Below are 17,741 nucleotides of genomic sequence, written 5' to 3' on the forward strand. Positions count from 1 at the left end.
ATTCATTCATCCATGAACCAAATCATAACCATCGGAAAGAACCTTGCCGTGGTGCTGCTCTGCGTGCTGGCGCTGGCGTGCAAGGACGACAAGGCGGTGGACGGCACGGCACTCACCCTGCTGTCATACACACCGCACGAAGATGACAACATCCCCACGGAGGGCGTCATCGAACTGACCTTCTCGAAGCCCGTCCGTCAGGCTCCGAACACGGACATCACCCTCAACGGCACGCCGGTGCGCGTCATCATCACCGACAACGTGGTGCGCGCACACTACAGCCTGCCGCTGGCTGACCACATCCGCCTGCTCATCCCCGAGGGCGCACTGACCGACATGGACGGAGCGCAGGCATTCAGCGGACTGGACCTGAACCTCCCCGTACGCGTGGAGGCGCACCCCTTTGACGCCATCGTCGACGCCAACGGGCACGGCGACTACACCAGCGTGCAGGCAGCCATCGACCAGGCTCCCGCGAACGCCACGCAGCCCTACCTCATCTTCGTGGCGGACGGGACGTACAACGAGTGCATCACCATCCCGGCGAACAAGCCCTACGTACACCTCATCGGGCAGTCGCGCGAGGGCACACGCATCCAGTTCCTCCTGAACCGCGTGCAGTGGAAGGACCCTGCCACGCCGAAGCCCGAGGGCTGGGAATGGTCGGCATACAACCCCGACTACCAGGCAACGACCGGACTGACCTCTGCCAACGAAGCCGTCTGCCTCGTGCTGGCGAGCGACTTCCATGCCGAGAACCTCTCGTTCGTCAACCTCTACGGCGCACGTGCCGACGTCTATGGCGGACGCGCGGCCAACGGACAGGCGGATGCACTCATGACACGCGCCGACCGCATCTCGCTCTACAACTGCCGCATGGTCTCCTATCAGGACACCTGGTGGGTGCGCAACAACCAGAGCGACAAGTGGAGGGGGCTGAACAACCGTAACTACGCCGACAGCTGCTGGATTGAGGGAAAGACCGACTACCTCTACGGCAACGGCAACCTGCTGGTGGAACGGAGCACCTTCTTCAACGTCGGCACGAGCGGCAACGTGATGACCGCCGGAGCCCACTTCCCCGGCACGGCGTGGGGACACATCATGCGCGGATGCACCGTCGACGGACTGCCCTCGGCGAACGGGACGACCTTCTTCGGACGCCCCTGGCAGCAGGAGCCCGTCGCCGTGTGGATTGACACCCGCTGCAAGGTCTCCCTGGACCCTGCCGGCTGGATGGACATGGGCGCCCTGCCCAAGGTCTACGGCGAGTACGGTACGACCGATGCCGAAGGGAATCCGGTTGACACCAGCCGGCGCAAGACGACCTTTGCCGTCGGTGGCAAGCAAGTGCCCTACCCGGGCAACATCGTCCTCGATGCAGCCGATGCCGCCAAATACACCTACGACGCCATCATCACCGCCGACGACGGATGGGACCCCCGCTCGTACTATACCGACAAGCATCTGCCTGCCCCCGCACACGTCGCCCTCGACGGGACGACCCTCACCTGGGACGGGCTGAACCGGGCGGTGTGCTACCTCGTCTTCCGCGACGGCGTCCTGCTGGGACAGACCACGGAGACGACCTACACCGTGCCCTCGGCCGACGGCACCTACACCGTCCGTGCAGCCAACAAGTATGGAAACCTGAGCGACTGAAGCCATGAACATGAACCGACTGATACTGACACTCCTGTGCGGCGCCCTCCTTGCGGGGGGCACCGCCTGCTCGGGCGACGACCCCCAGCCGTCCGATAAGCCCCAACCGGAGAACCCCGGCGGCACCGACACGCCGGACACCCCCGGACTGCCCACCTACCCGAAGCCCGACCGCTCGCACATAGCCGCCTTCCCCGGTGCACACGGGGCGGGCCGCTACGTCAAGGGCGGGGCGGAAGGGAAGGTCTACGTCGTCACCTCGCTCAAGGACGATAACTCCGTGGGGACGCTCCGCCACGCCATCGCACAGAGCGGACCGCGCACCATCGTCTTTGCCGTGAGCGGCACCATCGACCTCACGAGCGAACTGGTGATACGCAACGGCGACCTGACCATTGCCGGACAGACCGCCCCGGGCGACGGCATCTGCCTGCGCTACCACCCCGTGATGCTTGCCGCCGACAATGTCATCATCCGCTTCCTGCGCTTCCGCATGGGGGCGGACAGGCTGCAAGGGACCGAGGCGGACGGCGCCGACGCCATCTGGGGCAAGGGACACCGGGATATCCTCATCGACCACTGCTCCATGAGCTGGAGCACCGACGAGTGTGCCTCCTTCTACGACAACCGCAACTTCACCATGCAGTGGTGCATCCTCGCAGAGAGCCTCGCCCGTTCGCTCCATGACAAGGGGGCGCACGGCTACGGCGGCATCTGGGGAGGCGCGCCTGCCACCTTCCACCACAACCTGATGGCACACCACAGCAGCCGCACCCCGCGCCTGAACGGCAGCCGCACGCTGGGCAACCCCGGCGAGGAGAAGGCGGACCTGCGCAACAACGTGTTCTACAACTGGGGACCCACCAACGGAGGCTATGCCGGCGAAGGCGGAAGTTTTAATTTCGTGAACAACTACTACAAGCCGGGACCCTCCACCGCCACGAAGAAGGGCATCGTGAACCGCATCTTCTCGCCCAACGGCGACGACGGCAAGCAGAAGAACCCGCGCGGCATGTGGGGCACGTTCCACCTGTCGGGGAATTTCTTCGACGACTCCTGTCCGTCCCTCCCTTCCGCCTGGAAGCCACTGCTCGAGGCTGTCAACAAAAATAACCGCGAAGGCTTGCAGCCGAACACGGGGAATGGTGTACCTTTGCCGTCGGGAGGCGTGGACGCCCTCCTGGCAGCCAAGGAGTTTGCCGTTTCAACCGATGCCGCCGCCTTCACCCAGTCCGCTGCGGACGCCTACGAGTCGGTGCTCCGGCTGGCAGGCGCCTCGCTGAAGCGCGACGCCGTGGATGCCCGCATCGTGGAGAACGTCCGTCGGGGCGACTTCACCGCTCCGGGCAGCAACGGCAGCAACTACGGCATCATCGACAACGAGCAGGACGTGGGCGGTTGGCCCGCCTATGCCGGAACGACGCTGAAGGACACCGACGGCGACGGCATGCCGGATGCCTGGGAACGGGCGCACGGGCTCGACCCCGACCGGGACGACAGCGCCGCCTACAACCTGAGCAAGGAGTACACCAACCTGGAGGTTTACTATAACGGACTGGTGGAGAACCTCTACGGCAATTGACAATTGACAATTGACAATTGACAATGAAGAACGGACGATTGAAAAACAGAAAGACTATGCGACTACGAACCATGAGTATGACTGTCCTGATGCTGGCAGGAGCCTTCACGCTGCTGCCCGTGCAGGCACAGCAACAAGCGAATTATCCGACGCCGGACCGTTCCACGGTGCCCGCCTTCCCGGGTGCCGACGGAGCCGGCAAGTATGTCACCGGCGGGGCAGGAGGAGCCGTCTACACCGTCACCTCGCTCAAGGACGACGGTTCGGAGGGCACCCTGCGCTGGGCTGTCCGTAAGAAGGGACCGCGCACCATCGTCTTTGCCGTCAGCGGAATCATCGAACTGACGGAACCGCTGAAGATCAACAACGGCGACCTCACCATCGCGGGACAGACCGCCCCCGGCGACGGCATCTGCCTGAAGAACTACACGCTGGGCATCTCCGCGGACAACGTCATCATCCGCTTCATCCGCTCGCGCATGGGAGCGGACATCCGCCAGAAGGGCGACGATGCCATGAACGGCTTCCACGGGCACCGCGGCATCCTCATCGACCACTGCTCCATGAGCTGGAGCACCGACGAGTGTGCCACGTTCTACAACAACAGCAACCTCACCCTCCAGTGGTGCCTCATCAGCGAGAGCCTCGTGCACTCCATCCACGAGAAGGGGGCACACGGCTACGGCGGCATCTGGGGAGGCTCGCCTGCCACGTTCCACCACAACCTGCTGGCGCACCACACCAACCGCACCCCGCGCCTCTGTGGAAGCCGCTTCAACGGGAAGCCCGAGGAGGAGCGCGTGGAGCTGTTCAACAACGTGATTTACAACTTCGGCAGCGACGGCGCGTATGCCGGCGAGGGAGGCTCGTACAACTTCCTGAACAACTACTACAAGCCGGGACCCTACACCGCCACCAAGTCGTCCTACAAGCGTTTCTTCACCGCCTACGCGGACGACGGCAAGAACGAGAACGTCAAGGGCACGCACGGCGTGTTCTACCTGGCAGGCAACTACATGGACCCGACCTGCCCCGCACTCGACGAGAAGAAGCGTAAGGCCATCATGCGGCTCAACAAGGACAACGCCGCCGGCTTCGTCATCAAGAACGACTTCGCCCCTGCCTCCGAGGTGCTGGCGTCGCAGCCCTTCACCATTGCCGAGCACACCACCCTGCAGCCGGCATGGGATGCCTACGAGTCCGTGCTCCGTCATGCCGGCGCCTCGCTCCACCGTGACAAGCAGGACACGCGCATCGTCGGGGAGGTCCGCGCCGGGACGTACACCTACGAGGGTTCGCACGGCAGCACGCTGGGCATGATCGACCAGCCCTCCGACGTGGGCGGCTGGGAGACTTACCGTCAGACGGACGCACCCCTGGACACCGACGGCGACGGCATGCCCGACGACTGGGAAAGGGCACATGGACTGAACCCGTCCGATGCCACGGACGGCGCGGCGTACCGTCTCTCTCCTTCGTACACGAACCTGGAGGTCTACCTCAACGGGTTGGTGGAGGGAACGTTCCCCGACAATTGACAATTGACAATGGACAATTGACAATTGCCATGCGGCGTGGGGCTGCTGACGTTTTGTCAAAGTGTCAAACGAATCGCCCGAGAAGGGGCTTCCTTGCATCCGACTGCGAGTTGGTGGGCAGGGAGCGCCTTTTCGGGCGGTTTGTGTTTTTCATATTGATGTGGTTTTGGTTGTTTTCCTTTCCTTCTGTCTTGTTTTTCTTCTCGTTTGTTTCCTTCTGTCGGTGTTTTTACACGGATGGGCGCAAAGTCACACATTGGGAATCGTGTCCTTTGGGGCTCTAAAAAATGGGGACAGGTGGGTGTTTTCGTACGGACGAACGACTACGACGGTGCGGACACGTCGGTACGACGGTAGTCGTTCGTCCGTACGAAGCCAATCACAGGTGCTTTCGAGCGTGGAAACAGGTGCGTCGGATGCCTTTTTTGCGTTAGAAAGGGTATAATTGTGTGAATATAGGTTTATTTTGATGCATTCCGACGGACGTATCTTAAAATATTTAACGCGCGTTTTTCTAATTGGGACGATTTTGCGAAAATGCGCGTTAGCTGAAAACGGCAAATTGGGAAATTGTGATGTTAAAAACGACGTTTCAATGGACAATTGACAATTGCCAATTGACAATTATCGCCTGATGGGTTCATGTCCACGCCGCAGGGTTAATTGTCCATTGTCCATTGTCAATTGTCAATTGAAGCGTTGCCGATTGTTTAAATGTTATTAACCGGTTGCGCCCGTGTGGCAATTAATTTGTTACTTTGCACCAATTTAGCTAAAGAGTCGCTTTTATGTCCACGAAACACCGGGTACGCCTTTTCGATATGCAGTTCATCACCGCCTGCATCAGTACGACCATGGTACTGATACTGTTGGGGTTGATGCTGTTTCTCGTGTTGTCGGCGCACCGGCTGTCCGTGTACGTGCGCGAGAACCTGAACTTCACCGTCCTGCTGAACAACGACGCACCCGAGTCCGCCATCCTTGCCCTGCAGAAGCGGCTGGACAGTGAGGCGTTCGTCAAGGCGTCCGCCTACATCTCCAAGGAGGAGGCGCTGAAGGAGGAGGTGGAGACCATGGGCAGCGACCCCGTGGAGTTCCTCGGTTACAACCCCTTCAGTCCGTCCATCGAGCTGAAGCTGCATGCCGCCTACGCCAATGCCGACAGCGTGGCGTGGATCAAGGAGCGCATCCTTGCCGACAAGCTGGTGACGGACGTCGACTACAGGCAGGGGCTCATGGACTCCGTGAACCGGAACATCAGCAAGCTCAGCATCGGGCTGCTCGCCGTGGCCGCCCTGCTGACGCTCATCTCGTTCGCACTCATCAACAACACCGTCCGCCTGACCATCTACTCCAAGCGCTTCCTCATCCACACCATGAAGCTCGTGGGGGCGGGGTGGGGCTTCATCCGACGGCCCTTCCTGCGGCGCAACTTCTGGGTCGGGCTGTCGTCGGGCGTCCTGGCGGACGCCGTGCTGGTGGCTGCCGCCTACACCCTGGTGAGCTATGAGCCGGGACTGCTCGCCGTCATCACCACCGACATCCTGCTGTGGGTGATGCTGTCGACGCTCCTCTTCGGCGTGCTCATCACCTGTCTGTGCGCCTATATTTCGATAAACAAGTACCTCCGCCTGAGCGCAGGTGACCTATATTATATGTAAACATGGATAGACAAACATTCGCTTTCGACAAGACAAACTTCATCCTCCTCCTCATCGGGATGGCGGTAGTAATCATCGGCTTTCTCCTCATGGCGGGACCGGGCTCCTCGGAGACCCAGTTCAACCCCGACATCTTCAGCGTACGCCGCGTCCGGGTGGCTCCCATTGTGAGCTTCGTGGGGTTCGTGTTCATGATTTACGCCGTGGTGCGCCGTCCCAAACACACTGAAGATAACCGACCGGAAGCATGAACGACCTGACCCTCCTTGAAACCATCGTGATAGCCATCGTGGAGGGACTCACCGAGTTCCTTCCCGTCTCGTCCACGGGACACATGATCATTACCCAGGGCGTGCTGGGCGTGGAGAGTACGCCTTTTGTCAAGGCGTTCACCGTCATCATCCAGTTCGGCGCCATCCTCTCGGTGGTCTGCCTCTACTGGAAGCGGTTCTTCCGCCTGAACCCCAAGCCCGTGCCTGCGGGCAGTACGCCCGTGAGACGGTTCCTCCACAAGTTCGACTTCTACTGGAAACTGCTGGTCGCCTTCATCCCCGCGGCCATCTTCGGCTTCCTCTTCAGCGACAAGATAGACGAGCTGCTGGAGAGCGTGACCGTGGTGGCGGTGATGCTCATCCTGGGCGGCATCTTCATGCTGTTCACCGACCGCATCTTCCGCGACGAGGCAGGACGGAAGACCGAGCTGACGGAGGCGAAGGCGTTCCGCATCGGGCTCTTCCAGTGCATCGCGATGATACCCGGCGTGTCGCGCTCCATGGCGACCATCGTCGGGGGCATGGCGCAGAAGCTCTCGCGCAAGGATGCCGCCGAGTTCTCCTTCTTCCTCGCCGTGCCGACCATGTTCGCCGCGACCGCCTACAAGATGCTGAAGCTCTTCCTCGACGAAGGGGGCGCCGACGTGCTGCGTGAGAACCTGACCGCCCTGCTGGTCGGCAACGCCGTCGCGTTCGTCGTCGCCCTGGTCGCCATCAAGTTCTTCATCGCCTTCGTGACCAAGTACGGCTTCAAGGCCTTCGGCTGGTACCGCATCATCGTGGGCGCGCTGATTCTCATCCTGCTGCTCGCGGGCCATTCGCTCACCCTTTAAACCCTGCCTATGAACTTCAAAGACGGAGCCATCATCTGTGTCAACAAGCCCTACGGGTGGACCTCGTTCGGCGTAGTCAACAAGGTACGCTACTTCGTGTGCCGCAAACAGGGCGTGAAGAAGCTCAAGGTGGGCCATGCCGGTACGCTCGACCCGCTCGCCACCGGTGTGATGATACTCTGCACCGGACGGGCGACGAAGCGCATCGAGGAGTTCCAGGCGCACACCAAGGAGTACGTGGCTACCCTCCGCCTGGGGGCGACCACCCCGTCGTTCGACCTGGAAAAGGAGATTGACGCCACCTATCCCACCGACCACATCACCCGCGAGCTGGTGGAGGAGACCCTCAAACAGTTCGTGGGCAGCATCGAGCAGGTGCCCCCTGCCTTCTCCGCCTGCAAGGTCGACGGCAAGCGCGCCTACGACCTCGCCCGCAAGGGCCGTGAGGTGGAGCTGAAGCCCAAGACGCTGGTCATCGACGAGATAGAGCTGCTCGCCTGCGAGCTGCCCGACATCCGCATCCGGGTGGTGTGCAGCAAGGGGACCTACATCCGTGCACTGGCGCGCGACATCGGCATTGCCCTGCACAGCGGTGCACACCTCACGGCGCTGGAGCGCACCCGGGTCGGCGACGTCCGCCTGGAGGACTGCCTCGCGCTCGACCAGGTGGAGGCGTGGGTCGACGCGCAGGAGCTCACCCCGTCGGTGAACGACTGACGTCCCCCTGAACAAAGAAATAACAATAACATCGAAGATATTATGAAACTGTCGCAATTTAAATTCAAGCTGCCGGAAGAGAAAATCGCTCTGCACCCGGCGAAACATCGTGATGAATCGCGCCTGATGGTCGTCCACAAGAAGTCGGGAGAGATCGAGCATCGCATGTTTAAGGACATCCTGGACTATTTCGATGATAAGGACGTATTTATCTTCAACGACACGAAAGTCTTCCCCGCCCGTCTCTACGGCAACAAGGAGAAGACCGGCGCACGCATCGAGGTCTTCCTGCTGCGCGAGCTCAACGAGGAGCTGCGTCTGTGGGACGTGCTGGTCGACCCCGCCCGCAAGATACGCATCGGCAACAAGCTCTACTTTGGCGAAGACGACTCCATGGTGGCGGAGGTCATCGACAACACCACGTCGCGCGGACGCACCCTGCGCTTCCTCTACGACGGGCCGCACGACGAGTTCAAGAAGGCGCTCTATGCCCTGGGAGAACCCCCCTTGCCCTCGTTCATCAACCGGCCCGTGGAGCCGGAGGACGAAGAGAACTTCCAGACCATCTTCGCACGCAACGAGGGTGCCGTGACCGCCCCCACCGCCGGACTGCACTTCAGCCGGGAACTGATGAAGCGCATGGAAATCAAGGGCATCGACTTCGCCTTCATCACCCTCCACGCCGGACTGGGCAACTTCCGCGACATCGACGTCGAGGACCTCACCAAGCACAAGATGGACTCCGAGCAGATGTTCGTCGAGGCGGACGCCGTGCAGCGGGTCAACGCCGCCAAGGACGGAGGGCATAACGTCTGCGCCGTGGGCACGACCGTCATGCGCGCCATCGAGACCGCCGTGGGCACGGACGGCCACCTGAAGGAGTACGAGGGATGGACCAACAAGTTCATCTTCCCGCCCTACGAGTTCTCTGTTGCCAACAGCATGGTGTCGAACTTCCACATGCCTTACTCCACGCTGCTGATGCTCGTGTCGGCATACGGCGGATACGACCTCATCATGCACGCCTACGACGTTGCCCTGCAGGAGGACTACCGCTTCGGTACCTACGGCGACGCCATGTTGATTCTCGACTGACGACACGAGCCTATGACGACGGTTTACTTGGGCCTGGGCACGAACCTGGGCGACCGGGAGCTGAACCTGCGCCGGGCGACGGACGAGATAGCACGACGGATAGGGAAGGTGACTTCCCTTTCGTCATTTTATGAGACCGCCCCGTGGGGCTTCCGCTCCGAACATGCTTTCCTCAACGCCGCTCTGGCTGTGCAGACCGACCTGGCACCCGGGGAAGTGCTCGTCCGCACGCAGGCCATCGAGCGCGAGCTGGGCAGACGCAGCAAGAGCGTCGGCGGGGTCTATTCCGACCGCCCCATCGACATCGACATCCTGCTCTACGGCGACCGGCTCCTGACGACTGACACCCTGACGCTGCCGCACCCCGGCATCGCCGACCGTCTGTTCGTCCTCCGTCCGCTGGCAGAGATTGCCGGCGCCGTGACACACCCCGTGCTGGGCGTCACCATCGCGGAACTGCTGCGCCGGGCAGAGGCGGCGACCGCCCCCTGCGGTAGGGGACGTCCCTAAAAAGAATTTAAAAAGAGAGGAACACCTGCACGCCGTTCGGCGGGAAATGCCTACCTTTGCGCCCGACAAAACAATGTGGAAAGATTTGGGCAGCTTGCAACCACAGAAAAAAATGCTAAAGAAACCGCCTCCCGGCAGGCGGCGTGCGTAGTTCCCTTCCCAACTCCTCTTTCCCCATTCTTTTGTGACCGTGTATGTGGTACTGCCGTACGGCAGGGGCCGCACCGTGAATCAATGAACCAACTAACCTTTAAACGAAAGAAATGGGATATCTGTTTACATCCGAATCGGTGTCTGAAGGACACCCCGACAAAGTGGCGGACCAAATCTCCGACGCTGTGCTTGACAAACTATTGGCTTATGACCCTGGTTCGAAAGTAGCTTGCGAAACTCTGGTGACTACCGGACAGGTGGTGCTGGCGGGTGAAATCAAGACAAAGGCGTACGTTGACATGCAACGCATCGCCCGTGAAGTAATCAACCGTATCGGCTATACGAAAGGCGAATACATGTTCGACGGCAATTCCTGCGGAGTGTTCTCCGCCATCCACGAGCAAAGCCCCGACATCAACCGGGGCGTGGAGCGTCAGGACCCCATGGAGCAGGGAGCCGGTGACCAGGGCATGATGTTCGGCTATGCCACCAACGAGACCGAGAACTACATGCCCCTCTCGCTCGACCTGGCGCACAAGATACTGATGGTCCTCGCCGACATCCGGCGCGAGGGGAAGGAGATGACCTACCTGCGCCCCGACGCCAAGAGCCAGGTGACCATCGAATACGACGACGACAACCGCCCCGTCCGCATCGACACCATCGTGGTGTCGACCCAGCACGACGACTTCATCCGCCCCGCGGACGACTCCCCCGAGGCACAGCTCCGGGCTGACGAGGAGATGCTCGCACAGATACGTCGCGACGTCATCGGCATCCTCATGCCCCGCGTCATCGCCGGCATCCGTAACGAGAGCGTGCTCGCCCTCTTCAACGACCACATCACTTACCACGTGAACCCCACCGGCAAGTTCGTCATCGGCGGACCTCATGGCGACACGGGACTGACCGGCCGCAAAATCATCGTCGACACCTACGGCGGCAAGGGCGCACACGGCGGAGGAGCCTTCTCCGGCAAGGACCCCAGCAAGGTGGACCGCAGCGCAGCCTATGCCGCACGGCACATCGCCAAGAACCTCGTGGCTGCCGGCGTCGCCGACGAAATCCTCGTCCAGGTGTCCTACGCCATCGGTGTGGCACGCCCCATCAACATCTACGTGAACACCTACGGACGCAGCCACGTGAACCTGACCGACGGGGAGATTGCCCGCAAGATTGACGCCCTCTTCGACCTCCGTCCGAAGGCCATCGAGGAACGCCTCAAGCTCCGCAACCCCATCTACTCGGAGACGGCTGCCTACGGACACATGGGACGCGAACCCCAGGTGGTGACGAAGCACTTCGACTCCCGCTACGAAGGGAACAAGGACATCACCGTGGAGCTCTTCACCTGGGAGAAGCTCGACTACGTGGACCGCGTGAAGGAGGCCTTCGGACTCTGACACACCCGTACTCATACCGGCGCGGACGGCACGGAGGCACACAGCCGCCGGAGCCGTCCGCGTCCGGACATTCATGCTAACGACAAAACCCACAGACTCATGAACACCCTACGCCGCGTATGCGTCTACTGCGCATCCAGCACACAGATTGACCCCGCCTATGCCGAGTGCGCCGCCGAACTGGGCAGGCTGCTCGCCCGCCGGCACATCCGGCTCGTGAACGGTGCCGGCTCGATGGGGCTGATGGCCGCCTGTGCCGATGCCGCCCTGGAGGCGGGAGGCGAGGTGACCGGAGTCATCCCCCGCTTCATGGTCGAGCAGGGCTGGTGCCACAAGGGACTGACGGAACTCATCGAGACGGCGGACATGCACGAGCGCAAGGAGGTCATGGCACGACTCTCCGACGGCGCCGTTGCCCTGCCCGGAGGCGTCGGCACCCTCGAGGAGCTGCTCGAAATCATCACCTGGAAGCAGCTGGGGCTCTACGACAAGCCCGTCGTCATCCTCAACACCCGCGGCTACTTCGACCCCCTGCTGGCGATGTTCCGCCGTGCCGTCGACGAACGCTTCATGCGCCCCCAGCACGCCGGACTCTGGACCGTGGCGTCCACCCCCGCCGAAGCCGTCGAACAGCTGCTCGTCACCCCTCTCTGGGACAAGAACCTCCGTAAATTCGCTGCCCTATGACCCCCCGATGCCCCGTTGACAGCCTTCAGGTACACTACTGCCAGCCGCAGGACTCGCTCATGGCGACGATGGTCCAGCGGACGGAGATTCCGGGCCGACCCGGTGTGCCCTTGCCCTACCAGCTGCGCACCGACGACGGCATCACCTCGGTCATCCTGCTGTGCATGTGCATGCTCGCCTACGTCCTGTCGCGCGGCAGGCACTTCCTGTGGCAGCAGGTCAAGGACTTCTTCTCCACCCGCGAGCGTTCCAGCCTCTTTGCCGAGGAGACGAACACCGACGTCCGTTACCGCGTCCTGCTCCTGCTCCACACCGGGCTGGTCTTCGGACTGCTCGTGTTCGAGTACCTCAGCGGACGCCTGCCCACGGCGCTGCATGCCCACCCCATCCGGTGGCTCGGGCTCTACATCGTCGCCTGCCTGGCATACTACCTGCTGAAGTGCGCGCTCTACAGCTTCGCCAATTGGACTTTTTTTGACAAACAGAAGTCCCGCCGGTGGCTGGATTCCTATTTCCTGGTCTTTGTCGGCGAAGGGTTGCTGCTTTTCCCGCTGTTGCTGCTCGTGGTCTACTTTGACCTGGGCGCGGAGAAGAAGGTGCTTTTTATCGCTTTTGTACTTGTTTTGGGCAAAATCTTGCTGTTTTGTAAGTGCGCAGGCATCTTTTTTGGAAAATACTACCGTGCTTTCTATTTAATTGTGTACTTTTGCGCCTTAGAAATTCTGCCTAGTTTCCTGCTTGGCCGAACATTAATCACCATTAGTAGTTTGCTATAATAAAAGATTCATACTTTGGAAATAAAAAAGATACTAGTATCGCAGCCGAAGCCCAGCTCCGATAAGTCGCCATATTACGATATTGCGAGCAAGTATGGGGTAGAGATAGTCTTCCGCCCGTTCATCAAAGTTGAGAGCGTTTCTGCTAAAGAGTTCAGACAGCAGAAGGTGTCCATCCTGGACCACACTGCCGTAGTGTTCACCTCCCGCCACGCCATTGACCACTTCTTCCACCTGTGCGGCGAGTTGCGTGTCACCATCCCGGAGACCATGAAGTATTTCTGCGTCACCGAGTCGGTCGCCCTCTACATCCAGAAATACGTGCAGTACCGCAAGCGCAAGGTGTTCTTCGGCACCACGGGCAAAATCGAGGACCTGCTGCCCTCAATGATCAAGCACAAAGGTGAGAAATACCTCGTCCCCATGTCCGACGTCCACACCGACGAGACGAAGACCCTCCTCGACAAGGCGAAGCTCCAGCACACCGAGACCGTCATGTACCGCACCGTGAGCAACGATTTCACCCCGGAGGAGAAGTTCGACTACGACATGCTCATCTTCTTCACTCCCGCCGGAGTGGCTGCGCTGAAAAAGAACTTCCCCGACTTCCAGCAGGGCGACATCGCCATCGGCTGCTTCGGACCGGCGACGGCGAAGGCGGCACGCGATGCCGGACTGCGGCTCGACGTCGAGGCTCCCACGGCCGAAGCGCCGTCCATGACCGGAGCACTGGAACTCTTCCTGAAAGGACTTAAATAAGAATATCCGCGGTCCGCGGCAAATAACGGACCACTGACAGTGGCTTTATACCGGAGAAAGTGTAACTTTGCGGTCTGAAGCCACTGTCTTTTTTACGCTGTCACGCTATGGAACCTACACAACCGACCCCACATCCCCGTACGTTCGGCAAGGCTGAACGCCTCTGCCGCCAGCTGCTCATCGACCGTCTGTTCGCCGGTGGGAGCAAGTCGCTGGTGTCGTTCCCCCTGCGGCTGGTGTACCTGCCGGTGGAGGAGGCCGACGTCCGTGTGCCGGTCTCGATACTGGTCAGCGTACCGAAGAAGCGTTTCCGTCGCGCAGTGAAGCGCAACCGGGTGAAGCGTCAGGTGCGCGAGGCATACCGCCGGAACAAGCACATCCTGCTGGACACCGTCACGCGCCGGCAGCTCCATCTCGTGATGGGCTTCATCTGGCTGGGCAATGAGCTTTGTCCCACGCAGGAGGTCGAACGCCGCGTGGTCAACCTGCTCCAGCGCCTGTCCGAACGTCTGGACGCCTGAAACCGTCTGCCTATGTGGAAAGTACTGCACCTGATAAACCGCCTGCTGACCCAGTTGCTCCTGCTCCCCATCTACTTCTACCGCAACTGCATCTCTCCCCTGACACCCCCGACGTGCCGTTTCACCCCGACGTGCTCGCAGTATGCCATCGAGGCCATCCGCAAGCACGGCCCGTTCAAGGGACTCTACCTTGCCGTCCGCCGTCTGCTCCGCTGCCATCCCTGGGGCGGTTCGGGCTATGACCCCGTGCCCTGAACATTCGTCCGCTGAACCCCTTGCACCCGACTGATGAATCCGCACCTCCCTTCCGACTCCCCCTTGCCGTCCGCCTTTTTTCACACGGACGCCCTGCCGACGGGCACGGTACGCCCTTCCGCTGAAGCAGCCGTGCCGACGGACATCCACACCCACCGCCTGCCGGAACAGCCGGGGAGCGCGGTCGTCACCGTGGACCCCACGACGGAAGGCGGACTGCCGGAGCACCAATGCTGCTCGGTGGGCATACACCCCTGGCACACCGACGGGGACTGGGAGCGGACGGGCATGCCCCGGGTCGAACGGCTTGCCGGCGAGGACCGCGTGGTCGCCATCGGGGAGTGCGGACTCGACAAGGTGTGGCTCAAGAGACTGCCTGCCGGGGAACGCGACGGGGCCTTCCGCCGGCAGACGGAAGCCTTCGAGGCGCACATCCGCCTGAGCGAGGCGACGGGGAAGCCGCTCATCATCCACTGCGTGAGGGCGTACAACGAGCTGGTCCTTCTCCACCGGAAGCACCGTCCCCGGCAGACGTGGGTCGTGCACGGCTTCCGTGGAAACCGCAGCGTGGCACGGCAGTTGCTCGACGAGGGACTGTCACTCTCCTTCGGCGAACATTTCCAGGCGGAAGCCCTGCTTGCCACCCCCGACGGACGCCTGTTCGTGGAGACCGACGAGAGCCCGAAGCCGCTGGCGGACATCCTTGCCGCCGTCGCCACGGCACGCGGAACGGACCCCGAAGTCCTCGTCCGCCTGCTCGAAAACAACTACCGGAGGCTGCACGCCCCACGCTGAACGTGGAAATCTGCACGCCCCGGAGCAAAGAGTACGTCTTTTTGTTGCTCCTTTAGATAAAGAGTCGTACATTTGCCCACAACGTTACAAACTTTAACAGATAAACGAACACACTAAAGTATCATTCGATGAATTTTGTAGAAGAACTAAGATGGCGCGGGATGTTGCACACCATGATGCCCGGCACGGAAGAACTGCTCGAAAAGGAACAAGTGACTGCCTACCTCGGCATTGACCCGACGGCAGACTCGCTCCACATCGGTCACCTGTGCGGCGTGATGATGCTCCGCCACCTGCAGCGTTGCGGACACAAGCCGCTGGCGCTGGTGGGCGGTGCCACAGGCATGATCGGCGACCCTTCGGGCAAGTCGGCAGAACGTAACCTGCTCGATGAGGACACCTTGCGTCACAACCAGGAATGTATCAAGAAGCAGCTCGCCAAGTTCCTCGACTTCGAGTCGGACGCGCCGAACCGCGCCGAGCTGGTCAACAACTACGACTGGATGAAAGACTTCACCTTCCTCGACTTCGCACGCGAGGTGGGCAAACGCATCACCGTGAACTACATGATGGCGAAGGACTCCGTGCAGAAACGTCTCAACGGCGAGGCGCGCGACGGGCTCTCGTTCACCGAGTTCACCTATCAGCTGATCCAAGGCTACGACTTCCTATACCTCAACACCCACAAGAACTGCAAGCTCCAGATGGGCGGTTCCGACCAGTGGGGCAACATGACCACGGGCACGGAGCTGATACGCCGCACCACGGGCGGTGAGGCATACGCACTGACCTGCCCCCTCATCACGAAGGCGGACGGGGGCAAGTTCGGCAAGACGGAGTCGGGCAACATCTGGCTCGACCCGCGCTACACGTCGCCCTACAAGTTCTACCAGTTCTGGCTGAACGTGAGCGACGAGGACGCTGCCCGCTACATCAAGATATTCACCTCGCTGAGCCGCGAGGAAATCGACGCACTGACGGCAGAGCATGCCGCCGCTCCCCACCTGCGGGTGCTGCAGAAGCGTCTGGCGAAGGAAGTGACGGTGATGGTCCACTCGGAAGCCGACTACGAGGCTGCGGTGGAGGCATCGGGCATCCTCTTCGGCAACGCCACGTCGGAGGCGCTGCACCGGCTGGACGAGTCGACACTGCTCGCCGTGTTCGAGGGTGTGCCGCAGTTCAAGGTGTCGCGCGACCTGCTCGCCGGCGGCGTGAAGGCAGTCGACCTCTTTGCCGAGCACTCGGGCGTCTTCGCCTCCAAGGGCGAGATGCGCAAGCTCGTACAGGGCGGAGGCGTGTCCTTGAACAAGGAGAAGCTGACGGAGTTTGACCGCGAAGTGACCACCCAGGACCTGGTGGCTGACAAGTACCTCATCGTACAGCGCGGGAAGAAGAACTACTTCCTTCTGATTGTGGAATAATCTGATTCAATATTTGACTTGTGACAGGGGATCTCGTTGCGCGACGCAACGGGGTCCCCGCTTTTTATGCCCACGCTCCGGGCGACGGCTCAGGTCTTCAGGCTGAGCAGGTAACGCCCCGGCAGACGTATCTTCCCGCCGCTCTCCCGGAGGACGCAGAAGCCGCGCCACACACTGTGCCCGATGGCACCGTAGTTGCTCCGGCAGATGATGGCATACTGCTCGTCGGGCGGGATGCGGAACTGCCTGAGGTTCTCCAGCAGACCGCGGAAGTTGCGCTTCACCCCGTCGGCAGGCGGCACCAGACGCTCCAGTGCCTCCGGCGTCCACAGCTTCCGTCCGCCCGTCCGTCCAGGCGCAGCAGAAGGTCCCTCCTCCGGCCCCCTTTCCGTTTCCCCGTCGAGGGGGAACAGGAGGGGGTTTTCTTTGCTCTGCTCTGCTGTTCTTTTCTTTGCTATGCTATGGGGGGCTGTGGCGGGCGAAATGTCCCCTTCCGCGGGTGAAACTGCCGCCATTCGTTCGGTTTTCACGGACGCCTCCTTCGGGGCTTCCGTCTCTTCGCCCCCGTCGGTCAGCAGCGACAGGTCGGGGTCGATGAGCGACTCGCGCGCCTTCTTCTTCACGAAGGCGAACTGCTGCTGGATGTGTGCCGAGGTCAGGATGTGGCGTCGCTCGTACAGTCCCGCGTCGAAGATTCCGCAGTCCACCGCCGCCTCCACCACGCGCCGTACATCCTCGTCCGTGAAGCCGTAGAAGTCCGCGGCAATGTCCTCCAGCAGGACATCGTCCACCTCCAGGTAGTAGCCCTTGTCCGCGTAGATGCACGAGAAGAGCCACACGAGGATGCCCACCGCCCCGTCGCCCTCGCGTTTCATCAGGCGGCGCACCGTGCGGTGTGTGATAAAGTCTGTGTCCAGGGGGAAATAGTCCAGTCCCCGTTTCTTGATTCTAGCCATAGTTCAAGGTTTGTTGTTTGTTCATGGTAAAATTTGTTGTTTGTTCGGGGTAAAAAAGAAAGGCGCAAGCGCCATGCACGTCACGTGGTTTTCAAATATTGAATCCCCGTCCGGCATGCCTTGTGCCTTTCCGTGTGCGGCCCAC

18 protein-coding genes are annotated in these 17,741 nt (G+C 61.1%); 17 read left to right on the forward strand and 1 reads right to left on the reverse strand.

The genetic code is table 11. The annotated features are described in order from the left end of the window. The first annotated feature begins 12 nt into the window (after positions 1-12). The 17 genes from M3087_RS10320 to tyrS all read left to right on the forward strand — a co-directional run bounded on the left by M3087_RS10320 (position 13) and on the right by tyrS (position 16,640). Positions 13-1,662, forward strand: coding sequence for a pectinesterase family protein (locus M3087_RS10320; RefSeq protein WP_249095525.1), 1,650 nt, complete (start codon positions 13-15; stop codon positions 1,660-1,662). Between the two features lie 10 nt (positions 1,663-1,672). Then, entirely contained in the window at positions 1,673-3,244 is a 1,572-nt protein-coding gene (locus tag M3087_RS10325) for a pectate lyase (RefSeq protein WP_249095526.1), read from the forward strand. An 89-nt stretch (positions 3,245-3,333) separates the two neighbouring features. Further along, on the forward strand, positions 3,334-4,782 hold the full coding sequence (locus tag M3087_RS10330; protein WP_249095586.1) for a pectate lyase: 1,449 nt from the start codon (positions 3,334-3,336) through the stop codon (positions 4,780-4,782). Between the two features lie 788 nt (positions 4,783-5,570). Then, positions 5,571-6,443 carry a cell division protein FtsX gene (locus M3087_RS10335; protein ID WP_249095528.1) on the forward strand — a complete coding sequence of 291 codons (873 nt, stop codon included), beginning with the start codon at positions 5,571-5,573 and terminating at the stop codon, positions 6,441-6,443. A gap of 2 nt (positions 6,444-6,445) precedes the next feature. Beyond that, complete coding sequence (locus M3087_RS10340; protein ID WP_249095529.1) at positions 6,446-6,694, forward strand: DUF3098 domain-containing protein; 249 nt, start codon at positions 6,446-6,448, stop codon at positions 6,692-6,694. Then, entirely contained in the window at positions 6,691-7,548 is an 858-nt protein-coding gene (locus tag M3087_RS10345; protein ID WP_022385029.1) for an undecaprenyl-diphosphate phosphatase, read from the forward strand. Before M3087_RS10340 ends, M3087_RS10345 begins: the two co-directional genes overlap by 4 nt. Before the next feature lie 9 nt (positions 7,549-7,557). Further along, a complete protein-coding gene (gene truB / locus M3087_RS10350) occupies positions 7,558-8,265 on the forward strand; it encodes a tRNA pseudouridine(55) synthase TruB (RefSeq protein ID WP_249095532.1) in 708 nt (235 codons plus the stop codon). A gap of 42 nt (positions 8,266-8,307) precedes the next feature. Beyond that, positions 8,308-9,360 carry a tRNA preQ1(34) S-adenosylmethionine ribosyltransferase-isomerase QueA gene (queA, locus tag M3087_RS10355; RefSeq protein WP_022385027.1) on the forward strand — a complete coding sequence of 351 codons (1,053 nt, stop codon included), beginning with the start codon at positions 8,308-8,310 and terminating at the stop codon, positions 9,358-9,360. Positions 9,361-9,372: 12 nt separating this feature from the next. Then, entirely contained in the window at positions 9,373-9,870 is a 498-nt protein-coding gene (gene folK, locus M3087_RS10360) for a 2-amino-4-hydroxy-6-hydroxymethyldihydropteridine diphosphokinase (protein ID WP_249095534.1), read from the forward strand. A 263-nt stretch (positions 9,871-10,133) separates the two neighbouring features. After that, entirely contained in the window at positions 10,134-11,426 is a 1,293-nt protein-coding gene (metK, locus tag M3087_RS10365; protein ID WP_249095538.1) for a methionine adenosyltransferase, read from the forward strand. Between the two features lie 99 nt (positions 11,427-11,525). After that, the gene (locus tag M3087_RS10370) at positions 11,526-12,113 is read left to right on the forward strand and encodes a TIGR00730 family Rossman fold protein (RefSeq protein ID WP_249095539.1); all 588 of its coding nucleotides are present in this window, start codon (positions 11,526-11,528) and stop codon (positions 12,111-12,113) included. Beyond that, entirely contained in the window at positions 12,110-12,889 is a 780-nt protein-coding gene (locus M3087_RS10375) for a DUF4271 domain-containing protein (RefSeq protein WP_249095542.1), read from the forward strand. The genes M3087_RS10370 and M3087_RS10375 overlap by 4 nt, the downstream gene beginning before the upstream one ends. Positions 12,890-12,904: 15 nt before the next feature. Beyond that, complete coding sequence (locus M3087_RS10380; RefSeq protein ID WP_022385022.1) at positions 12,905-13,648, forward strand: uroporphyrinogen-III synthase; 744 nt, start codon at positions 12,905-12,907, stop codon at positions 13,646-13,648. 107 nt (positions 13,649-13,755) lie between these two features. Beyond that, complete coding sequence (locus M3087_RS10385; protein ID WP_249095544.1) at positions 13,756-14,169, forward strand: ribonuclease P protein component; 414 nt, start codon at positions 13,756-13,758, stop codon at positions 14,167-14,169. A gap of 12 nt (positions 14,170-14,181) precedes the next feature. Beyond that, the gene (yidD, locus tag M3087_RS10390) at positions 14,182-14,424 is read left to right on the forward strand and encodes a membrane protein insertion efficiency factor YidD (RefSeq protein ID WP_022385020.1); all 243 of its coding nucleotides are present in this window, start codon (positions 14,182-14,184) and stop codon (positions 14,422-14,424) included. Between the two features lie 33 nt (positions 14,425-14,457). Beyond that, the gene (locus tag M3087_RS10395; protein WP_249095545.1) at positions 14,458-15,219 is read left to right on the forward strand and encodes a TatD family hydrolase; all 762 of its coding nucleotides are present in this window, start codon (positions 14,458-14,460) and stop codon (positions 15,217-15,219) included. 128 nt (positions 15,220-15,347) lie between these two features. Next, positions 15,348-16,640 (forward strand): tyrosine--tRNA ligase, encoded by a 1,293-nt coding sequence (tyrS, locus tag M3087_RS10400; RefSeq protein WP_106484079.1) that lies wholly within the window; start codon positions 15,348-15,350, stop codon positions 16,638-16,640. Positions 16,641-16,729: 89 nt separating this feature from the next. On the opposite strand, the gene M3087_RS10405 is transcribed toward tyrS, so the two are convergent. Continuing rightward, positions 16,730-17,596, reverse strand: a complete 867-nt coding sequence (locus M3087_RS10405; protein WP_249095547.1) for a DUF4373 domain-containing protein — start codon at positions 17,594-17,596, stop codon at positions 16,730-16,732. Positions 17,597-17,741 lie beyond the last annotated feature (145 nt).

Origin of the sequence: Mediterranea sp. ET5 (assembly GCF_023337025.1) — a bacterium.
GTDB lineage: Bacteria > Bacteroidota > Bacteroidia > Bacteroidales > Bacteroidaceae > Phocaeicola_A.

What these genes read in the sequence shown, in the direction of transcription:
- truB (WP_249095532.1), top strand. Translation starts at nt 7,558, where the DNA reads ATGAACTTCAAAGACGGAGCCATCATCTGTGTCAACAAGCCCTACGGG.
- M3087_RS10395 (WP_249095545.1), top strand. Translation starts at nt 14,458, where the DNA reads ATGAATCCGCACCTCCCTTCCGACTCCCCCTTGCCGTCCGCCTTTTTT.
- folK (WP_249095534.1), top strand. Translation starts at nt 9,373, where the DNA reads ATGACGACGGTTTACTTGGGCCTGGGCACGAACCTGGGCGACCGGGAG.
- M3087_RS10375 (WP_249095542.1), top strand. Translation starts at nt 12,110, where the DNA reads ATGACCCCCCGATGCCCCGTTGACAGCCTTCAGGTACACTACTGCCAG.
- M3087_RS10320 (WP_249095525.1), top strand. Translation starts at nt 13, where the DNA reads ATGAACCAAATCATAACCATCGGAAAGAACCTTGCCGTGGTGCTGCTC.
- tyrS (WP_106484079.1), top strand. Translation starts at nt 15,348, where the DNA reads ATGAATTTTGTAGAAGAACTAAGATGGCGCGGGATGTTGCACACCATG.
- M3087_RS10370 (WP_249095539.1), top strand. Translation starts at nt 11,526, where the DNA reads ATGAACACCCTACGCCGCGTATGCGTCTACTGCGCATCCAGCACACAG.
- M3087_RS10340 (WP_249095529.1), top strand. Translation starts at nt 6,446, where the DNA reads ATGGATAGACAAACATTCGCTTTCGACAAGACAAACTTCATCCTCCTC.
- metK (WP_249095538.1), top strand. Translation starts at nt 10,134, where the DNA reads ATGGGATATCTGTTTACATCCGAATCGGTGTCTGAAGGACACCCCGAC.
- M3087_RS10325 (WP_249095526.1), top strand. Translation starts at nt 1,673, where the DNA reads ATGAACCGACTGATACTGACACTCCTGTGCGGCGCCCTCCTTGCGGGG.
- M3087_RS10330 (WP_249095586.1), top strand. Translation starts at nt 3,334, where the DNA reads ATGCTGGCAGGAGCCTTCACGCTGCTGCCCGTGCAGGCACAGCAACAA.
- M3087_RS10335 (WP_249095528.1), top strand. Translation starts at nt 5,571, where the DNA reads ATGTCCACGAAACACCGGGTACGCCTTTTCGATATGCAGTTCATCACC.
- yidD (WP_022385020.1), top strand. Translation starts at nt 14,182, where the DNA reads ATGTGGAAAGTACTGCACCTGATAAACCGCCTGCTGACCCAGTTGCTC.
- M3087_RS10345 (WP_022385029.1), top strand. Translation starts at nt 6,691, where the DNA reads ATGAACGACCTGACCCTCCTTGAAACCATCGTGATAGCCATCGTGGAG.
- queA (WP_022385027.1), top strand. Translation starts at nt 8,308, where the DNA reads ATGAAACTGTCGCAATTTAAATTCAAGCTGCCGGAAGAGAAAATCGCT.
- M3087_RS10385 (WP_249095544.1), top strand. Translation starts at nt 13,756, where the DNA reads ATGGAACCTACACAACCGACCCCACATCCCCGTACGTTCGGCAAGGCT.
- M3087_RS10405 (WP_249095547.1), bottom strand. Translation starts at nt 17,596, where the DNA reads ATGGCTAGAATCAAGAAACGGGGACTGGACTATTTCCCCCTGGACACA.